14 protein-coding genes and 2 pseudogenes are annotated in these 17,453 nt (G+C 65.4%); 10 read left to right on the top strand and 6 right to left on the bottom strand.

Annotated elements, in window-relative coordinates:
* Window positions 1-4: 4 nt before the first annotated feature.
* Window positions 5-922 (bottom strand): acyltransferase, encoded by a 918-nt coding sequence (locus Hrr1229_RS01090; protein WP_123114595.1) that lies wholly within the window; start codon window positions 920-922, stop codon window positions 5-7.
* A 341-nt stretch (window positions 923-1,263) separates the two neighbouring features.
* Here Hrr1229_RS01090 and Hrr1229_RS01085 point away from each other — a divergent pair, with 341 nt between their 5' ends.
* The gene (locus tag Hrr1229_RS01085; RefSeq protein WP_255212540.1) at window positions 1,264-1,800 is read left to right on the top strand and encodes a hypothetical protein; all 537 of its coding nucleotides are present in this window, start codon (window positions 1,264-1,266) and stop codon (window positions 1,798-1,800) included.
* Window positions 1,801-1,803: 3 nt separating this feature from the next.
* Here Hrr1229_RS01085 and Hrr1229_RS01080 read toward each other — a convergent pair whose 3' ends face one another.
* The 3 genes and pseudogenes from Hrr1229_RS01080 to Hrr1229_RS01070 form a co-directional block, all read right to left on the bottom strand.
* A complete protein-coding gene (locus tag Hrr1229_RS01080) occupies window positions 1,804-2,298 on the bottom strand; it encodes a PaaX domain-containing protein (protein ID WP_123114596.1) in 495 nt (164 codons plus the stop codon).
* Between the two features lie 150 nt (window positions 2,299-2,448).
* Window positions 2,449-4,170, bottom strand: coding sequence for a zinc ribbon domain-containing protein (locus tag Hrr1229_RS01075; RefSeq protein ID WP_123114597.1), 1,722 nt, complete (start codon window positions 4,168-4,170; stop codon window positions 2,449-2,451).
* Window positions 4,163-4,788, bottom strand: a pseudogene (locus Hrr1229_RS01070) (IS607 family transposase). The gene Hrr1229_RS01075 and the pseudogene Hrr1229_RS01070 overlap by 8 nt, the downstream one beginning before the upstream one ends.
* A gap of 95 nt (window positions 4,789-4,883) precedes the next feature.
* On the opposite strand from Hrr1229_RS01070, the gene Hrr1229_RS01065 reads away from it, so the two are divergent.
* The gene (locus Hrr1229_RS01065) at window positions 4,884-5,906 is read left to right on the top strand and encodes an NADP-dependent oxidoreductase (RefSeq protein ID WP_123114599.1); all 1,023 of its coding nucleotides are present in this window, start codon (window positions 4,884-4,886) and stop codon (window positions 5,904-5,906) included.
* Window positions 5,907-6,017: 111 nt separating this feature from the next.
* On the opposite strand, the gene Hrr1229_RS01060 is transcribed toward Hrr1229_RS01065, so the two are convergent.
* Entirely contained in the window at window positions 6,018-7,184 is a 1,167-nt protein-coding gene (locus tag Hrr1229_RS01060; protein WP_123114600.1) for an FAD-dependent oxidoreductase, read from the bottom strand.
* A 90-nt stretch (window positions 7,185-7,274) separates the two neighbouring features.
* Here Hrr1229_RS01060 and Hrr1229_RS01055 point away from each other — a divergent pair, with 90 nt between their 5' ends.
* The 6 genes from Hrr1229_RS01055 to Hrr1229_RS01030 all read left to right on the top strand — a co-directional run bounded on the left by Hrr1229_RS01055 (window position 7,275) and on the right by Hrr1229_RS01030 (window position 15,446).
* A complete protein-coding gene (locus Hrr1229_RS01055; RefSeq protein ID WP_123114601.1) occupies window positions 7,275-8,258 on the top strand; it encodes an ornithine cyclodeaminase family protein in 984 nt (327 codons plus the stop codon).
* Between the two features lie 165 nt (window positions 8,259-8,423).
* Window positions 8,424-9,674 carry an RNA-guided endonuclease TnpB family protein gene (locus tag Hrr1229_RS01050; protein ID WP_123114602.1) on the top strand — a complete coding sequence of 417 codons (1,251 nt, stop codon included), beginning with the start codon at window positions 8,424-8,426 and terminating at the stop codon, window positions 9,672-9,674.
* A gap of 143 nt (window positions 9,675-9,817) precedes the next feature.
* Window positions 9,818-11,098 (top strand): amidohydrolase, encoded by a 1,281-nt coding sequence (locus Hrr1229_RS01045; RefSeq protein ID WP_123114603.1) that lies wholly within the window; start codon window positions 9,818-9,820, stop codon window positions 11,096-11,098.
* Between the two features lie 90 nt (window positions 11,099-11,188).
* Window positions 11,189-11,836, top strand: a complete 648-nt coding sequence (locus tag Hrr1229_RS01040) for a hypothetical protein (protein ID WP_123114604.1) — start codon at window positions 11,189-11,191, stop codon at window positions 11,834-11,836.
* 461 nt (window positions 11,837-12,297) lie between these two features.
* The gene (locus Hrr1229_RS01035; protein WP_176329315.1) at window positions 12,298-13,992 is read left to right on the top strand and encodes a BCCT family transporter; all 1,695 of its coding nucleotides are present in this window, start codon (window positions 12,298-12,300) and stop codon (window positions 13,990-13,992) included.
* A gap of 92 nt (window positions 13,993-14,084) precedes the next feature.
* Window positions 14,085-15,446, top strand: coding sequence for an aminotransferase class III-fold pyridoxal phosphate-dependent enzyme (locus Hrr1229_RS01030; protein WP_123114605.1), 1,362 nt, complete (start codon window positions 14,085-14,087; stop codon window positions 15,444-15,446).
* Between the two features lie 76 nt (window positions 15,447-15,522).
* Here Hrr1229_RS01030 and Hrr1229_RS01025 read toward each other — a convergent pair whose 3' ends face one another.
* On the bottom strand, window positions 15,523-15,759 hold the full coding sequence (locus tag Hrr1229_RS01025; RefSeq protein ID WP_123114606.1) for an HVO_0649 family zinc finger protein: 237 nt from the start codon (window positions 15,757-15,759) through the stop codon (window positions 15,523-15,525).
* A gap of 385 nt (window positions 15,760-16,144) precedes the next feature.
* On the opposite strand from Hrr1229_RS01025, the pseudogene Hrr1229_RS18085 reads away from it, so the two are divergent.
* A pseudogene (locus Hrr1229_RS18085) lies at window positions 16,145-16,480 on the top strand (MFS transporter); the annotation flags it as partial.
* Between the two features lie 4 nt (window positions 16,481-16,484).
* A complete protein-coding gene (locus tag Hrr1229_RS01020) occupies window positions 16,485-17,285 on the top strand; it encodes an MFS transporter (protein ID WP_255212599.1) in 801 nt (266 codons plus the stop codon).
* Window positions 17,286-17,453 lie beyond the last annotated feature (168 nt).

The following is a 17,453-nucleotide window of genomic DNA, read 5'->3' as shown; positions in this document are numbered from 1 at the left end:
GCCGTCAGTCGCCCGCGGTGTCGCCGCTGTCGGGCGGTGAGAGGTTCCGCTGGAACTCGTCGACGACGTCTATCTCCTCGGCGATGTCGTAGTCGATCCGTCGCTGGTCGCGCCGGTCCGTGAGCGGGCCGGGGTCGGCGGCCACCGACTCCCACCCCGGCTTGACCCGCACGCTCTTCGCCGGCGTCCCGACGGCAACGTGGTGCGCGGGCACGTCGCCGCGGACGATCCCCTTCGCGCCGACCATGGCGTTCTCGCCGACGCGACAGCCGGCCGCCACCATCGCCTCGGAGGCGATCCGGACGTCGTCGTCGATCTCGGTCAGATAGATGGAGACGTCAGTCTGATCGACGACGTCGTGGCCGTGGCTGTGGATCGTCGCGCCGTCGGCGATCGAGACGCGGTCGCCGATCGAGAGCGCGCCCCTGTCGTCCAACAGGACGTTCTGGTGGACGACCGTGCGATCGCCCATCTCGATGTTGTGCCCGCATGGGAAGGTGATCCCCCGCTCCAAGAAGAGGTCCTCGCCCGCCTCGGCGAAGAGGTGATTCGCCAGCATCTCCCGGAACGGCAGCGCGAACGCAAGGTCGTTCGCCGCGGGCGAGGCGTCGAACCCCGCCCACAGCCACTTGATCGACTTCGCCTCGCGGAACGCCCGCTCGTCCTTCTCGGCCCACTCGTCGCCCTTCACCAGCACGTTTCTCGGGTCGTAGCGGTCGAGACGCAGCCGCTGGAACGACCGGATCGACTCGCCCGCCTGCCACCGGTCGTACACGTCGCCGTCGCCGTGCAGCTCGGCGAGGACCTCCTGTACCACGTCGGCCGTCGGCTCCGATCCCGCGAGTCGGTCGTCCACGGAGTCGATGTACCGGTCGATCCGCGCCCGGACCTCCGGCGGGACGGAAACGGATCGCTTCGTCATGTGATCCAAACGTCATTAATATCTATTAAGAATTATGCCGATCGGTGGCCGAACGGCGGGCGTCTCGGCGAGCAGCGGGGGCAACGCGTGGGAATAGACGCATGCGACGACACGGTCGACCTGTCGTATCGCGCACGCTCACCCCGACTACCTCGCCCCGACGCGGTCCGGTTCTCGCTGTGTCTTGGGGAGGCGGGGTTGACACTGCTGTGACGAGACACCCTCAGCGCATCCCACCAGTGACGGAGTCGTCGGCGGATGCCAGTCGCGCTGCGCTCCGTGGTCTCGTCTGTGTGTGAGTCATCCCAAAAAATAACAGAATATCGCGTGTACAGCCCTGTATGACCGATCATGGCCTCGCACCGTGGACGGACGACCTCTCCGCTCGCGAGCGTGTCAGGGAAGTTGCGACAACGCTCACCAAACCGCGCTCCGTCGAGTGGGTTCGCGAGGAAGCGCAGGTGTCCGCCTGGCAAACCGCGAAAGATGAGCTCGAGATGCTCGTCGAGTTCGGGCAGATACAAGCCGTCGACGGCGATGACGGGCACACCAAGTACGCACCGAACTACCAGCTGCGCTACTTCACCGAACTGACCGAGCTGATCAACACGCACACGCGAGCGGACCTCCGTGAGGAGGTCGCGGCCATCCAAGACGACATCGACGAGTGGAAGGCCGACTTTGGGGTCGAGTCCCGTGACGAGTTAGAATCGACACTCACGGATGACGACCTCGACAGCACAGCGATTCGAGACCGGAATCGCGTCCTTCGGCAGTGGGAACGCTACGAGGACAACAAACGGCTGCTGAAACATGTGTTTGCACTCTACGGCAGCGCTTATGAACCAAACTCGGGGCCAAACGACTTGTCAAATTAGCTGTTAGCGCCCGTCATCAGACACACCGTCTGAGGCCGAGTCAGTGTCTGGGCTCGATGCGGTGTCAGTACTGTCGACCCACTCAGTGGGCGCTGGCTCCTCTTCGGACTTGACGCTGTCGGCGCCGGCACGGTCGTGTGGTAGCCGTGCGCCCTCGCCAGTCTGTTCAACGTCGTCTGGGGTGAGGCCTGGATCTGGATATCGAGTCGCCATGTCGTCGAGTTGAACGAGACTCCGCGCGAATCGCCGTACCTCATCCCGACTCTCAAGCCCGTGGTATAGTCCGTCGCTGGTCTTTCCGATCAGCCCGTCGTCGTAGTGGCGGGACAACGTCGTCGATGTTGTACCGCGCGGCAGGTCAAGCACCTCCCGGATATCTGCCGGTGTGTACGCGAGATTAGTATCCTGGTACAGGAGTTTGATGATTGCAGCTTTGTTTGTCCCGAGACGGACGTTGATCGTGTCATATGGGTCACTTTTTAGAAGATCGACGGGCATGAGTATTGCTCAAATCCAACTGTAAGCGTTTATATCATAATGAATGTCGCGGTCACCGGTGCTCACAATACGGTCATGCGAACCAGCAGTATCGATCGGTCCCATCCACGTCGGCCTTGCTCCCTGCTGGGGTCCAAACCGTTCCAATTTTCAGTAGCATTCAGTAGTACACCGTAAGAATTGGGTACACTGCTGGACGACTGGGCCACGTCCATTACTACCATCTGCGTTCGACTCGGGCATGACGACAGCAGGCGCTATGACAGCCGACCCACCACCAGTGGTCGCCGTTGCCTGTTCGGGTTCGTAGGCGACGATGCCAGATCCGAACGTGAGCCGCGTGCCAGCGGAACGGCCAGCTAGCACGATTTCAGAATCCCCCGTATAGGAAGATGTGAAACCGTGGTCTAGCTCGTCCGTCTCGCTGAAGAACACGCGAGCCACGTTTAGCGCCCCGATGTAGTCCCGGTCACCCTCAAAGCCACACCGCGCGTTGTCACACCGGAAGTGCCCGCCCCACCACTGTTCGTGGTGATGATCGGGTGACTTACAGGTGTGGCCGGTCGAACCACACCGAGGACACGACCGACTTGTCCCCTCCGGGTAGACCCGCTCGACAGCGAGTCCAGCACATTCTGCCCGATACTCGATGTTCTTGATGATATCTCGCCGTGCCCACGATGACAACTCCCACGACAACGCGCCTTCGTCACCCGGCGGTGAGAGCGAGCGCAAATCCTCGTGAACAATTGTATCCACGTCGTAGGCGAGTGCGAGCGCGAGGACTTGGTTGGCTGCGCCGTGTGTCAGTTGGTCACGCTTGTTTTGGAGTTTGCTGTTCACCCGCTCGTACTCACTGTGGATGTGAGCGAACTCGCCAGTATGCGAGCGACCGTCACGGCGCAACGCGGCAAGGCGGTCGTTCAGGCGGGTGCGTTCCCGGTGAAGTCGTCGCATCCCGTCACGGTCGGTGAACTGAATGAAATGTGGCGTGGATAGTTGCTCGCCATCGTCAGTGACCACCACGGCAGTCATGTCTTTCCGTATTCCGGCGTCGAGCGCCAGTACGCAGTCGGTTCCGTCAGTTGCCTCTGCGTGTTCGACTTCGACGGGGAACGAAAGTTCGTAGTAGGTGTCACCAGTTTTGCGATGAGACGGCTGGAACTCAGGAGCCGAGAGATCGCCGTGGGAAAGTAGGTTGTGAAATGCCTCGTAGCCGTCGCGCTCGTACTCTGTCCACGACCAATCGCCGCGTGTCTCTGGTGAACGTGTGTCTGGCGTCTTGATTCGGATGGTCAGCGTCTCGCTATGGGTGTCGTACTGGTATTTGACAGCTTGGCCCGATGTCGGGCCGTCATCCGCAGAGAACGGGAGTACGCCGTTGTCATACTCCGGGCAGTCCTGCATCTCCAGATACGTGTCTGGATACGTGCCGTGACGGTCGTAGTAGCTGTTGAGTTGGTCGATGAGGATGTCAACGTAACCCGATGAGAGATAATCACCGTCCTCCCAGAGCTGGTCTTTGATGTGTCGGCGGTGAATACGTCGGATTTTGTGGTCAGGCAACACGCTCTGAATAGACTGAAAAGCGTCTCGGCGGCCGGCGTGACTTCGAAGCGTTTCACCGACTTTCTGCAAGATACACCGTCGAAACCGTGAGGGGAGATACAGTTCGAGTTCTCCGAACGGTTCATGTTCGTCAAAGTATTTCCACGCCTGATGGGATGCGTCAGCAATCCCGTCGAGATGGGCTGGCGTCCAGTGGTCTTCGAGGACGTGATTGGCGACTCGTTGCGTGAGTGTCGCCAGTCGCTTGAATCGCTCGGCGTCCTCGTCTGGAAGGTGAATCGGAAGTGAAAGGTGGTCACTCACCGGGTTTCACCGCTGATTCGACGGTGTTGACGACCTGTTGTTTTTTGATGAACGCATCCCGTAGAGCTTGCCGGTGACACTGGCGACGAGCTTGATGAGGTCGTCAACGAGTTCTTCCTGTGCAGATTTGTCAGTCTCGTCTTCGATGACGGTAACGGTGACACTGTAGCAGTCGAAACATCGTTTGAGAAACGAGAAACCAAATCGAGTGAGTCTATCTTCGTAGGTAACGAGGACGCGCCCGTAGTCGGCATCTTGCACGTCATCGAGGAGTGAGTCGAGGTCACAGCGGTCTTCGTTCAGACCACTGCCAACGTCAGTGTAGATGTTTTCGACGCTCCAGCCATGGTCGTGCGCGTAGTCTGTGAGTCGGTCGAGTTGCCGGTCGAGGTCGCCGTTGTCTTTTTGTCCGTGACTGAAAACACGAGCGTAGAGGGCGACACGGTCTGTCGGGCGAGTATCGCCAGCAAGTCGGCGGAGTTCCCGATATGGAATCCGTCGTTCCCTGCCCGGTGTCCGAGTGTAATCGAGGTCGTCGTTGCGACACCAGCGTTTGACTGTCTGGGCGTGAACGCCGAGTTCGTCCGCGAACTCACCAACCGAGTACGACCGCGGCATTCTGATATTACTAATTACTACTTGTAGTTGCTTATAAATACTGAATTCTGTAACAGTTACACAACCCTATTGGGTTCCAACTGACAACGGCGAGCGTGACAGATACCAACCGCGAGTGGCTGCTCGCCGAGCGGCCGACCGGCGAGCCCGACCCGGACTGCTTCGAACTCCGCGAGACCGACGTTCCCGCCCCCGCGCCGGGCGAGCTCCTCGTCCGGACCCGATTCCTCTCTGTCGATCCGTACATGCGCGGGCGGATGCGCGACGCCGAATCGTACGCTGAGCCGTGGGCCGTCGGCGACCCCCTCAAGGGCGGGATCGTCGGCGAGGTCGTCGAGAGCGAGGGCGACGCGTACGACGCGGGCGACCTCGTGACGGGCGAGGGGGCGTGGGCCGACTACGCGACCCTCGACGCCGCCGACGTCGCCCCGGTCGATCCGACGGTCGCCGACCCGGAGGCCTACCTCGGCGTCCTCGGGATGCCGGGCCGGACCGCCTACTTCGGGCTGCTCGAGGTCGGCGAGCCGAAGCCCGGCGACACGGTCGTCGTCTCGGGCGCCGCGGGCGCGGTCGGCTCGGTCGTCGGCCAGATCGCGAAGCGCGCCGGCTGCCGCGTCGTCGGCTTCGCTGGCAGCGACGAGAAGACCGACTGGCTCACCGACGAGCTCGGCTTCGACGCGGCGATCAACTACGAGACGACCGACGACTACCGCGCCGCGCTCGACGAGGCCGCGCCAGACGGCGTCGACGTCTACTTCGACAACGTCGGCGGGCCCATCACGGACGCCGTGTTCACGCAGCTGAACCTCGACGCGCGCGTCGCCGTCTGCGGGCAGATCGCTCACTACAACGACGAGGCGATCCCGACCGGCCCGCGGAAGCTGCCCCAGCTCATCTCTGTGCGAGCGCGGGTCGAGGGGCTGCTCGTGGGCGACTTCGCGACCCGGTTCGGCGAGGCCAGCGAGCGGCTCGGACGGTGGGTCGCGAGCGGCGAGTTGAAGCACCGCGAGACGATCGTGGACGGACTAGAGAACGCTCCGGACGCCTTCCTCGGGCTGTTCGCCGGCGACAACATCGGCAAGCAGGTGGTGCAGGTGGCAGCGGCGGACGGGGAGTAGGCGGGGTCGGTTCCACGCACGACACGTCCTCCTCGATTTTTGCCTCCTTGTCGCTCTCTCGTTTTCTCTCGCTTTCATTCCCTCCCGCTCTCCAAGCCCCGCCGCGGCCGGTCAGGCGACGTGTCGCTCGCTGAGCGTCTCGCCGCGCTCGAACCGGTCGCCCGATAGCGGGGAGACGTCGAGGAGATCCGTGTCTCCATCGATGGCGAGGTCGGCGGCGATCCGTCCGGCGGCGGGCGCGTGTTGGAAGCCGTGGCCGGAGAACCCGGCGACGGTCACGAGGCCGGGGCGCGTCTCCTCGATGATCGGGTGGTGGTCGGGCGTGACCGCGTACAGCCCGGCCCACCCCCGTTTGATCCGGGTGTCGGGCCCGAAGTAGGCGGTGTAGTCGGCAGCGTGCTCGACCGCGCGCGCCGCCCACTCGACGTCCATCCCCTCGTCGTAGGCGTCGGGGTCGTAGTCGGGGTCGGCCGCGTCGAAGTGGCCGCCGACGAGCGCCGCCCCGTCCCGCTCGGGCCGGAAGTACGACCCGGTCTCGAGGTCGATCGTCAGCGGGACCGACTCGGGCACTGGGGGCGTCGGGTCGACCACGGCGATCTGTCGGCGCCGGGGCGCGATCGGGAGGTCGACACCGGCCATCGCGCCAACGTTGGCGGCCCACGCGCCCGCGGCGTTGACGACGCGGTCGACCGCGTGGCGCTCGGCGTCTGTCGCACCGGTCTCGCGGATGTCCGCGCCGACGACGCGGTCGCCCTCGCGGTGGAGGTCCGTGACGGCCGTCTTCGTCCGGACGTCGACGCCCAGGTCGCGGGCGGCCGCGGCGTATCCCTGCACGGCGAGGTTCGGGTCGGCGAACCCGTCGTCGGGGTTGTACGTCGCCGCGACGAACGGCTCCGGGTCGAGCCCCGGGCAGTGGTCCGTCGCCGCCGCGGGCGTGAGAAACTCGCTGTCCGCGCCGAGTTCGCGCTGCATGGCGACGTTCGCGCGGAACCGCTCGGCGATTGCGTCGGTCCGAGCCAGGAGCAGGTAGCCGGTCTTCCGCAGCCCGGTGTCGACGCCGAACCGCTCCTCGAAGTCGTTCCACACGGCCTTGCTGGCGAGCGAGAGTTCGACGTTCACGCGCGAGGAGAACTGCGACCGGATCCCGCCGGCCGAGCGGCCGGTGCTGGCGTTCCCCAGCGACCCCTTCTCGACGAGGGTCACGTCCGCGCCGCGGTCGGCCAACGCGTACGCGGCCGAGAGCCCGACGACGCCCCCGCCCACGACGAGTACGTCCATGCTCGGCGTTCGCCCTCCGGAATGATAAACGTACGACGACGTCAGTCGCCCCGGCGATCAGGCTAAGTCGCCCGGAGGCGACCCCCGAATATGGTGCTCGTACTCTCCGCGGAGGAGGTCGACCGACGCCTCGATCTCGCGGCGCTCGTCGACGTGGTGGACGACGCGTTAGTCAAACAGGCCGCCGGCGAGGTCGAACGACCCCACCGGCCGCACTTCCCGGTCGGCGAGGGGCTCGACGGCGACGACCCGCTCGGGACCGGCATCGCGATGCCGGCGTACGTCCACGGCGCGGACCACTACGCGACGAAGCTCGTCGGCGTTCACGAGGGGAACGCAGAGCGCGGGCTTCCGACGATCAACGCGCAGATCGTGCTCACGGCGGCCCGGACCGGCCTCCCGACGGCGCTCATGGCGGGGACGGCGATCACGAACGCCCGAACCGGCTGTATCGGGGCGGTCTCGGTCCGGGCGTTGGCCCCGGATCCGGACGGCGAGGGGCTCACGCTCGGCGTCGTGGGGGCCGGCGCACAGGCGCGCTGGCAGACGCGGGCGATCGCGACCGTCGCGACGCTGTCGGACGTGCGGGTCCACTCGCCGAGCGACTCGCGGGAGGCGTGTGCGGCGGACCTGCGCGACGAGGGGGTCCCGGCGCGCGCGGTCGACGCGCCGGGCGAAGCCGTCGCGGGCGCCGACGTGGTCGTGACCGCGACGACCGCGACCGAGCCCGTCTTCCCGCCCGACGCGCTCGACGCGGGGGCCCTCGTCGTCGCGGTCGGCGCGTTCACGGCGGAGACCCAGGAGCTCGATCCTCGCGTCCTCGACCGCGCCGAACGGGTGTTCGCCGACGTGCCCGAGGAGGCCGCCGACACCGGCGACCTCCTCGCGAGCGACCTCGACGCTGACGACGTGGTCGAGCTCGGCGTCCCTCTCGCGGACGGGTACGTCAGGGAATCGCCCGACGGGACGCTTGTCGTCGTGAGCGTCGGGTCCGCGACGCTGGACGCCGCGGCGGGCGAGGCGATATATCGGCGAGCGGTTGAGGCGGGCGACGGCACCGAGGTCGAACTGTAGCCCGGCCGGCGAGACGCGGTATCGACTATCTTTCTACGAGGAGAGAATCCCGGCGTTTACGCCGGGAGTAAATCCGACAACACCGACACGATCCATCATGGACGGCAGGTCGGATATTCCATGCCGATCCACACCATTAAGCAATTCTGTCTACATAGGCTATGTATGGCGATCAAGGCCACACGCACCTACGTTGGTTCCATCGAGAACCCGCAACAGGTCTACGATGGCCTTGATTCGCTCGGAGACTCCGCCTCGAAAATCTGGAACGTCGCACGATGGACAGCCGACCGTATCTGGGACGCAACCGACAAGATCCCGACCGGTAGTGTGCTGAAATCGTATATGAAGAACCAGCCGTGCTGGAAAGATTTGAACGCACAATCCAGTCAGAAAGTCATCGAAGAACTCTCTGACGCTTTCCAGTCATGGTTCGATCTGCGACAAAGGTTCAGTGAGGCGAACCCCCCCGGCTACCGCAAACACGGTGACACCCGACCACGCAGTACGGTCACGTTCAAAGAAGACGGGTTCAAACACGACCCCGAGAACAACCGCGTTCGACTCTCGAAAGGCTCGAATCTGAAAGAACACTTCTCGGACTTCCTGCTTTGCGAGTACCAGACCCGGCCAGACGTTGACCTCTCGGCGGTCAACGCGGTCCAGAACGTTCGTGCCGTCTGGAACGGTGACGAATGGGAACTCCACTTCGTCTGTAAGGTCGAACTCGAAACGGAGGATTCGGCTGGCGACGGCGTGGCAGGGATCGACCTCGGCATCACAAACATCGCCACGGTCGCGTTCCCCGACGAATACGTGTTGTACCCCGGCAACTCGCTCAAAGAAGACAAACACTACTTCACCAGAGCGGAGTACGACACCGAGGGAGAGAACGGCCCGTCAGCGCAGTCGAGATGGGCACGTCGAAAACTCTCCGAACGTGAGACACACTTCTACCACACGCTGGCGGACGCCATCATTACGGAGTGTGTCGAACGCGGTGTCGGTACGCTCGCGGTGAGTTGGCCTGAAGACGTGCGTGAGTCAGATTGGGGCAAGACCGGTAACAAGAAACTACACTCGTGGGCGTTCGACCGCATCTACCAGTACCTCGAATACAAAGGCGAGATGTGCGGTGTTGAGGTGCTGAAAGAGAACGAATGGAACACCTCGAAAACGTGTTCCCGCTGTGGAGACGACACGAAATCGAACCGTGTCGAACGTGGCTTGTACGTCTGCTCGTCGTGTGAGTTGGTAGCCAACGCGGATTGTAACGGGGCGGAGAACATGCGTCAGAAGATAACTCCGAGTCCTCACGGTGAGGATAGGAGTAACGGCTGTGTGGCACAGCCATCGACACACTTGTTCGACCGCGAGAGCGGGACGTTTCACACGAGAGAGCAGGTCGTGTCGTAGACCAGCAAATATCCCACCTGCGGCACGGGAAGCCTCGCTGTCGTCGGGCGTAGCCCGACTGCCTGAGGGAGATCCGCTCCCTCTCCGTTTACGGCGAGGAGGATGTCACCGTTAAGTAGCCTGACCGCCTCTCCTTCGTACAGATGTCCCACGACGCGCGAGCGAGACTGAGCGACCTCCGGCGGGCGTTCCACCGCCATCCGGAGCCGGGGTGGCGCGAGTTCCGAACGACCGCCCGCGTCGTCGCGGAGCTCGAGCGCATCGGCGTCGACGAGATCGCCGTCGGCCGCGACGCGCTCGCCACGGACGCACGGATGGCCGTCCCCGACGACGACGAGATTCAGCCGTGGCTCGACCGCGCCCGCGAGGCGGGGGTCAGCGACGATCTCTTAGAGCGCACGGCGGGCGGCCACACGGGCGTCGTCGCGACGCTCTCGCAGGGCGAGGGGCCGTGTATCGGTCTGCGCGTCGATCTGGACGCGATCTCGATCCGCGAGTCGGACGCCCCCGACCACCGGCCGGCGGCGGCGGGGTTCCGGTCGGAACACGACGGGTACATGCACGCCTGCGGCCACGACGCGCATCTCGCGATCGCGCTCGGCACGATCGAGGCGGTCAAGGAGAGCGACTTCGAGGGGACGCTCAAGGTCTTTTTCCAGCCGGCCGAGGAGATCTCCGGCGGCGGGAAGGCGATGGCCGAGAGCGGCCACCTCGACGGCGTCGACTACCTGTTCGCGCTCCACATCGGGCTCGGTCACCCGACGGGGGAGATCGTCGCCGGCGTGGAGAGCCCGCTGGCGATGGCGCACCTGACGGCGACCTTCGAGGGCGCGAGCGCACACGCGGGGAAGGCGCCGAACGAGGGGGCCAACGCCATGCAGGCCGCCGCGGCCGCGATCCAGAACGCGTACGGGATCGCTCGCCACCGCGACGGGGCGACCCGGGTGAACGTCGGGAAGATCGAGGGCGGCTCCGCGAGCAACGTGATCGCGGAGGAGGTGACGATCGACGCCGAGGTCCGCGGCGAGACGACCGCGCTGATGACGTACGCGCGCGACGAGCTCGAACGAGTCCTCTACGCCGCCGCCGAGCTCCACGACTGCGACGTCACGCCGCGGATGATCAGCGAGTCGCCGTGCGTCGACAGCCACCCGGCGCTCCGCGAGCTCGTCGGGAACGTCGCGTGGGACGTCGACGGCGTCGAGCGCGTGATCCCGTCCGAGGAGTTCGGCGTGAGCGAGGACGCCACGTATCTGATGCAGCAGGTCCAGGAGGCGGGCGGGCTCGCCTCGTACCTCATCGTCGGCACGGACCACCCGACGAGCCACCACACGCCGACGTTCGACGTCGACGAGGCGAGCCTCGCGATCGGCGTCGACCTGCTCACGAACGCGTTCGTCGAGCTCTCGCGGCGGCGACCGTAGCGGGGCGCGGACCGGAGATGTTCGGCTCGAACGGCGGCGTTCGTTGGAGCGATCAGTACTGTTAATCCGCTGGCACCCGGTATTTCGGCCATGAGCCAGAACGACGTGCCGGAGTCGCTGGAGGCGGCGGCCGAGTCGGACCGGCCTCGCGGCATCCTCACGCCGTCCGACCGCGACTTTCTGCTCGGGCGCAAGACGGATTACACGGACCACTCGCGGAAGCAGAAGCGGAACCGGATCCGCCGCCGCGTCCGGAACGCCATTCTCGATTTCAGTATCCTTTTTGAGTGTCTCGAGGAGCGCGACCGAAAGACCGTCTTCGACCCGGACGACGAGGACCGCGAGGCGTACACGCAGGGGATCACCGACATGCTCGCGTTCCTCCACCTCGGCACGATGGGGTACCACACACCATTTAAAGACATGCTCTCCGAGGGGGTCGGCAAGGCCGAACAGCAGCTCGCCGGGTCGAACTACCGGATGGTCAACGTGGAGTTCAACGTCGAACCGGTCGGCCAGATCGACGTCGACGAGGTGGTCGGCAAGCTCGAGAACGACGAGTTCGCGGAGCTCACCGACGAGGAGCTCCGCGCGTTCGTCCGCCTGCTGACGATGTCGGAGTCGTTCTCGCCGGAGGAGGCCGGCGAGGAGATCAAAGACCGCGTCGACGAGTTCGCCGAGAAGCTGACCGAAAGCGCCGCCACGCACGACCGCACGCTCGAAGAACTGACGAACTGAGGGGCGTGAGTCGACGAACAGACCGATCGACATCCTCCCCGCGCTAAACGCGAGGCTTTCGCCTCGATTCTCCGTAACATGCTGTCCTCCGCACGGTAACAGATATCGGTGACAGTCCGACGCCTCGTGGCCGTTCGCCCGCGGTGGTGCTGATTCCACGGACGCTCGGTGCTGTCCGAGAATATCGGTTTTTACCACTGTCTTTGGGGTTATACCGACACTTTCTCGCTGAACGTACAGATTTTTGCGGATCGAACTGGCGATCCCGTCTTGGTATCTCCCGGATTCGAATTATGTTGATCATATATACAGGATACAAAAACCGAGTAGAATATCGCATTTTGAGAAACACTTATTGTGTACAACTTCGATCGACCGTGCATGCCAGCACGTGGCATGGGACTGACTCGGCGGAGGCACTGTGGGCCAAGTAGTCGTCGCCGTCGCGGGGGTGTTACCTGATGAGCGGCTCCGACCAGGGCGTGTTCGACGAGTTCCGCGAGGAGATCGACCCGATCGTCTTCGCGTTCGGCGCGCTGATAACCGTGGGCGTGATCGCGGCGTTCTTCATCAGCCCGTCGACCGTCGAGAACGGCATCTCGTCGCTGAACTCCCAGCTGCTCGGCGCGTTCAACTGGGCGCTGCTGCTGATCGTCTTCCTGATCGTGCTGTTCCTGTTGTTCCTGATCGTGGGGCCGTGGGGCAGCATCAAGCTCGGCGATACGGACCCGGAGTACAGCTTCCTCTCCTTTTTCGCGATGCTGTACTCCGCGGGGTTCGCGGCCGGCGTCGTGTTCTGGGGACCGACCGAAGCGCTGTTCTACTACAACAACCCCTCGCCGCTGTTCGGTAGCGTCGAGGGGGGCTCGGCCGAGGCGATGACGGTCGCCGTCCAGCAGACGCTGTTCCACTGGGCGCTGCCGCAGCTCGCGGTGTTCACCATCATGGGCATCGCGATCGGCTACTTCGCGTACAACTACGATAACGTCCCGCTGCGGGTCTCCTCGGCGCTCACGCCGATCCTCGGCGCCGACAACCTCGACGGCCCGGCCGCGAAGGTCGTCGACATCCTCGCCGTCTTCGCGACCATCGGCGGCGTCGCCACCTCGCTCGGGTTCATCGGGAGCCAGTTCGTCACCGGGCTCGACTACCAGTGGGGGATCAACATGGGCGATCTGGGGATCCTGCTGGTCGTCACCATGATGACCCTGCTGTTCACCACCTCGATGGTGCTCGGGGTCGACAAGGGGATCCGCCGGCTCTCGAACTTCAACATGATCCTGTTCGTCGTGCTCATGTTCGTGACGTTCATCGTGGGCCCGACGCTGTTCCTCGTGCTGCTCGGCACGCAGGCGTTCGGCGGGATGGTCACCGACTTCGTCTCGATGAGCCTCTTCACCGGCGCCGGCGCGATGGGCGGGGGCGACGCGAGCGCGACCAGCTGGATGAACGCGTGGACGGTGTTCTACTGGGCGTGGGCGCTCTCGTGGTCGCCGTTCGCGGGGCTGTTCATCGCGCGCATCTCCAAGGGACGCACCGTCCGCGAGGTCGCGTTCACGGGCATCGTCGCCACCTCGGGCGCCACCATCCCGTGGTTCACCTTCGTCGGCGGCACCGCGGTCTGGGCCCAGCACAACGGCATCGCCGACTTCGGTGCGGTGATCTCCGGCGAGGCCGGCGCGGAGGTGTCCGGGTTCATCCTCTTCGAGGCGTTGAACTTCTCGCTGAACGTCGGGGGCGCGTCGATGACGATCCCGATCGGGTCCGTGCTGATCTACGCGTTCATGATCCTCGTGACGACGTTCTTCGTCACCTCTGCGGACTCCTCGACGCTGGCCGTCTCGATGATGACCACCGGCGGGAAGGCCAAGCCGTCGAACATCAACCGGGTCTTCTGGGGCGTCGTCCTCGGGATGACGGCGGCGATCCTGATGATCCTCGGCGGCAGCGGCAGCGCGAACACGCTCCAGCAGGCGGCGATCATCACCGGGACGCCGTTCGCGTTCGTCTGCTTCCTCGCGATGCTGTCGCTGATCAAGGACTTCGGCGAACACTACGACCAAGTGCTCCTCCAGAACGAGACCGTGCTGTGGGGGTCGGACGACGACCCGGACCGGTCCGCTCCGGTCGAGTCGGCCGGCGCGGACGACGACTGACGGCCGTCGCGGACGACGACCGACCGCCGTCGCCCCCGATTCGCGCGGTTTCCATACCAAGTTTTAATGTACGCTATATACATAAACTGTGTATGGATAGGGATACGGCGGAACCCGACGCGGACGCGCTCCCCGGCCCGAACGCGCGCCGCTGGGTCGATTTCCACCAGTCGCACTCCGCGCCCAGCGAGTACTCCCACGAGTTCGTCTGGGACGTGACCCGCGAGGCGGACGGGCCCTTCGTCACCGACGTCGACGGCAACGTCCTCCTCGATTTTACCTGTCACATCGGCGCGGCCCCGCTCGGCTACAACAACGAGAAGGTGCTCTCGAAGCTGCGGGAGTTCGACCTCGTCGAGCCGCTGAAGATCGCCGGGCAGGACATGTACTTCGGCTCCGGGCCGACCCCGGACGAGGCCGACTTCCCGGGGTCGAGTCACCTCATGGACCGGCTGACGGACGTCTCCAGCCACTACGGGATGGACACGGTGTTCCTCTCGAACTCGGGGGCGGAGGCGATGGAGAACGCGATGAAGATCACCCACGACCACCGCGCGCCAGCGAAGTACGGCGTCGCCTTCGACGGCAGCTTCCACGGCCGCACGCTCGGGACGCTCTCGCTGACCAAATCGAAGGACGTGTACACCCGACGGTACCCCGAGATCAGCGGCATCGAGACGGTGCCGTTCTGCGCGGACCGCGGCTGCGACGCCGCGAGCTGCGACTGCGGCTTCTTCGCGGGCGGCGGCTCGCGGCTCCGAAATATACTCGCGCCGGAGGGGGGTCACGTCGACCCCGACGAGATCGCCTTCCTGACGCTCGAACCGATCCAAGGCGTCGGCGGCTACCGCTTCCCGAGCGACGCGTTCATGGACGAGGTGGCGGCCGTCACCGACGAGTACGACATCCCGGTCGTCGTCGACGAGATCCAGTCGGGAATCGGCCGGACGGGGAAGATCTGGGCGTCGGACCACTACGCGATCGAGCCGGACGTCATCGCGGCCGCGAAGGCGCTTCGCGTCGGCGCGACAATCTCCCGGTCGGAGGTGTTCCCGACGGAGAAGAACCGTCTCGGCTCGACGTTCGGCGGCGGCGACCTCCTCGGCTCGATGATGGGGGCGTTCACGCTGGAGGCGATCCAAGAGCACGATCTCCTGGCCAACGCCACCCGGCGCGGGCGGCAGGCGAAAGAGCTCCTGCGCGACGACGCGCCCGACACCGTCGTGGACGTCCGCGGCAAGGGGCTGATGCTCGCGGTCGAGTTCGACACGGCGGAGCGACGCTCGGCGGTCGTCGAGGCCGCCCTCGACCGCGGCCTCCTCACGCTCGGCTGCGGGAAGAAGACGATCCGACTGCTCCCGCCGCTGGACGCGACCGAACGCGAGATCGCGCTCGGCACGGGGCTCTTCCTCGACGCGATCGACGCCGTCAGCGCGACCGCGCGCGCCGACTGAGCGCGCCTCGACCGGCGGTCACGCCGAGGCGGGCGGGACGTTCCGGTTCGGCGAGGTCACTCTCGGTTCGGCGGGGTCACTTCCGTGTCCGGACATGATCGCGCGCCGCGTCCGGGTCCGACACCGCCAGTTCGTGCTCCCGTTCCGCGCCGCATTTGGGGCACGTGTGGCGGTAGAGGACCTGAGCGCCGTCGGCCTCCGTCTCCCACGCGCCCTCCTCGTCCTCGAAGCCGCACTCTGGACAGACGAGCTCCTCCTGATCGTAGTGTCGCTTCAGCCGTTCGAGCGGCGATCGGCTTCCGTCCGATCCCATACCTCACGGTTCCATTCGATCATATAAAAAAATTCTGTCGTATTTGTTAATCAACAATATAAACAACTCCAGTTATTGACACCGAAATAAATATGGCCAAAGACAACTGCATACAGAATTCGGCCCATCCGACACGCCATTAGGAAACACCCAGACAGCGGCCAGCAGCGGGCTGACCGACGGGGAGGGGAAGCGTCGTGGCAGTCGGAGCTATCGGTCGTTCGCCCGGGCTCGCGTACGAGGGTCGTTCGACCGCATCGCGCTGGGTTGATACGGGGCCGGTGAGAACGACCTCAGCGTGTCGAGCGAGGGGAGTACGTCGGACGCTACGCCGGCCGTGACGAGCGAGCGCGCCCGTTGGGGGCTGCTCGCCGGGGCGATCCTGATGTCCGTGGCGCTCGGCGCATACGAGCTCGTCCCGGCGAGCGTGACGCCGCTCGTTCGGTCGTCGCTGGGGATCGGCGCGTCGGCGGCCGGCCTCCTCGTGAGCGTCATGTTCGGGACGGCGGTCGTCGCGAGCGTCCCGGTCGGGATCGTCCTCGACCGGACGAACTCGCGGTACGCTATTGCGGCGGCGGTCGGTCTCCTCCTCGTCGCCGGGGGGTGGGGCTGGCGGGCCGCGACCGACGGCGCCTACTGGTCGCTCGTCGCCTCACGCGTCCTCGGCGGCGTCGCCTACGTCGTCGTCTGGAACGCGGGCATCGACATCGTCGGGCGCTCGTTCGATCGCGCCAGACAGGGGACGGCCGTGGCGGCGTTCACCGCGAGCGGGCCGATCGGGCTTCACCATCGGACAGGTCGCCGGCCCCGTCGTCGCCCAGCGGTTCGGATGGCCGGCGATCTTCCCCGTCTTCACCGGCATCGCGTGCGTGGGGTTGGCCGTCTTCTGGCCGACGAGTCGCGGCAGCGGACGCGCGACCGGGACCCCGGCGCCGACGCCGTCGGACCTCGGCCGCGTCGTCACGGACCGCCGCGTCTGGACGGTCGGCCTCCTCGGCTTCCTCGGCTACGCGCTGTACCTGTTCGTCAACAGCTGGGCCCCGTCGTATCTCGTCGACGACCTGCGGCTGTCGCTGGGGCTCAGCGGCGCGCTCGTCGCCCTATTTCCGGCCGTCGGCGTGCTCTCGCGCGTGACCGGCGGCGTCGTCTCGGACACCCTCTTCGGCGGCCGCCGCCGTCCGGTCGTCCTGCTCTCCTTTATCGTGGCGACGCCGGTCATCGCGGGCTTCACCGCGATCCGAACCGTCTCCGTCGTCGTCGCGGCGCTGCTCGTCGCCGGCTTCGCCGTCCAGCTCTGTCTCGGTCTCGTCTTCGCGTACGTTCGCGAACTGGTCGAGCCGGGCGTCGCCGCGACCGCCGTCGCCTTCCTCACGAGCGTCGGTCTGGCGGGGGCGTTCCTCTCGCCGATCGCCGCCGGAAGGCTCATCGAGGCCGCGGGCTACGAGGCGGCCTTCCTCGTCGCCGGCGTCCTCGGGGCGGTCGGCGCGATCTTAGCGTGGTACGCGCCGGAGCCGGAGGACGCGTGACCGCGACGCCTCGCAGAACGGCGTGACCGCGACGCATCACGGAACAGCGCCGAGGGTGCCCCGCAGAAGGGCGCCGAGAGCGGTCCGGACGCCGGTCTGGACGGGAACCGTATCCGGAGAGACTTCGAACGGAGATTCGGTCGTCACGGCGGGACGAGCGGGACGCGT

The sequence above is a fragment of the Halorubrum sp. CBA1229 genome (assembly GCF_003721435.2).
Taxonomy (GTDB): Archaea; Halobacteriota; Halobacteria; order Halobacteriales; family Haloferacaceae; genus Halorubrum.
The sequence above is the reverse complement of the archived record's forward strand: the minus strand, read 5'-3'. Positions and strand labels throughout refer to the sequence as shown.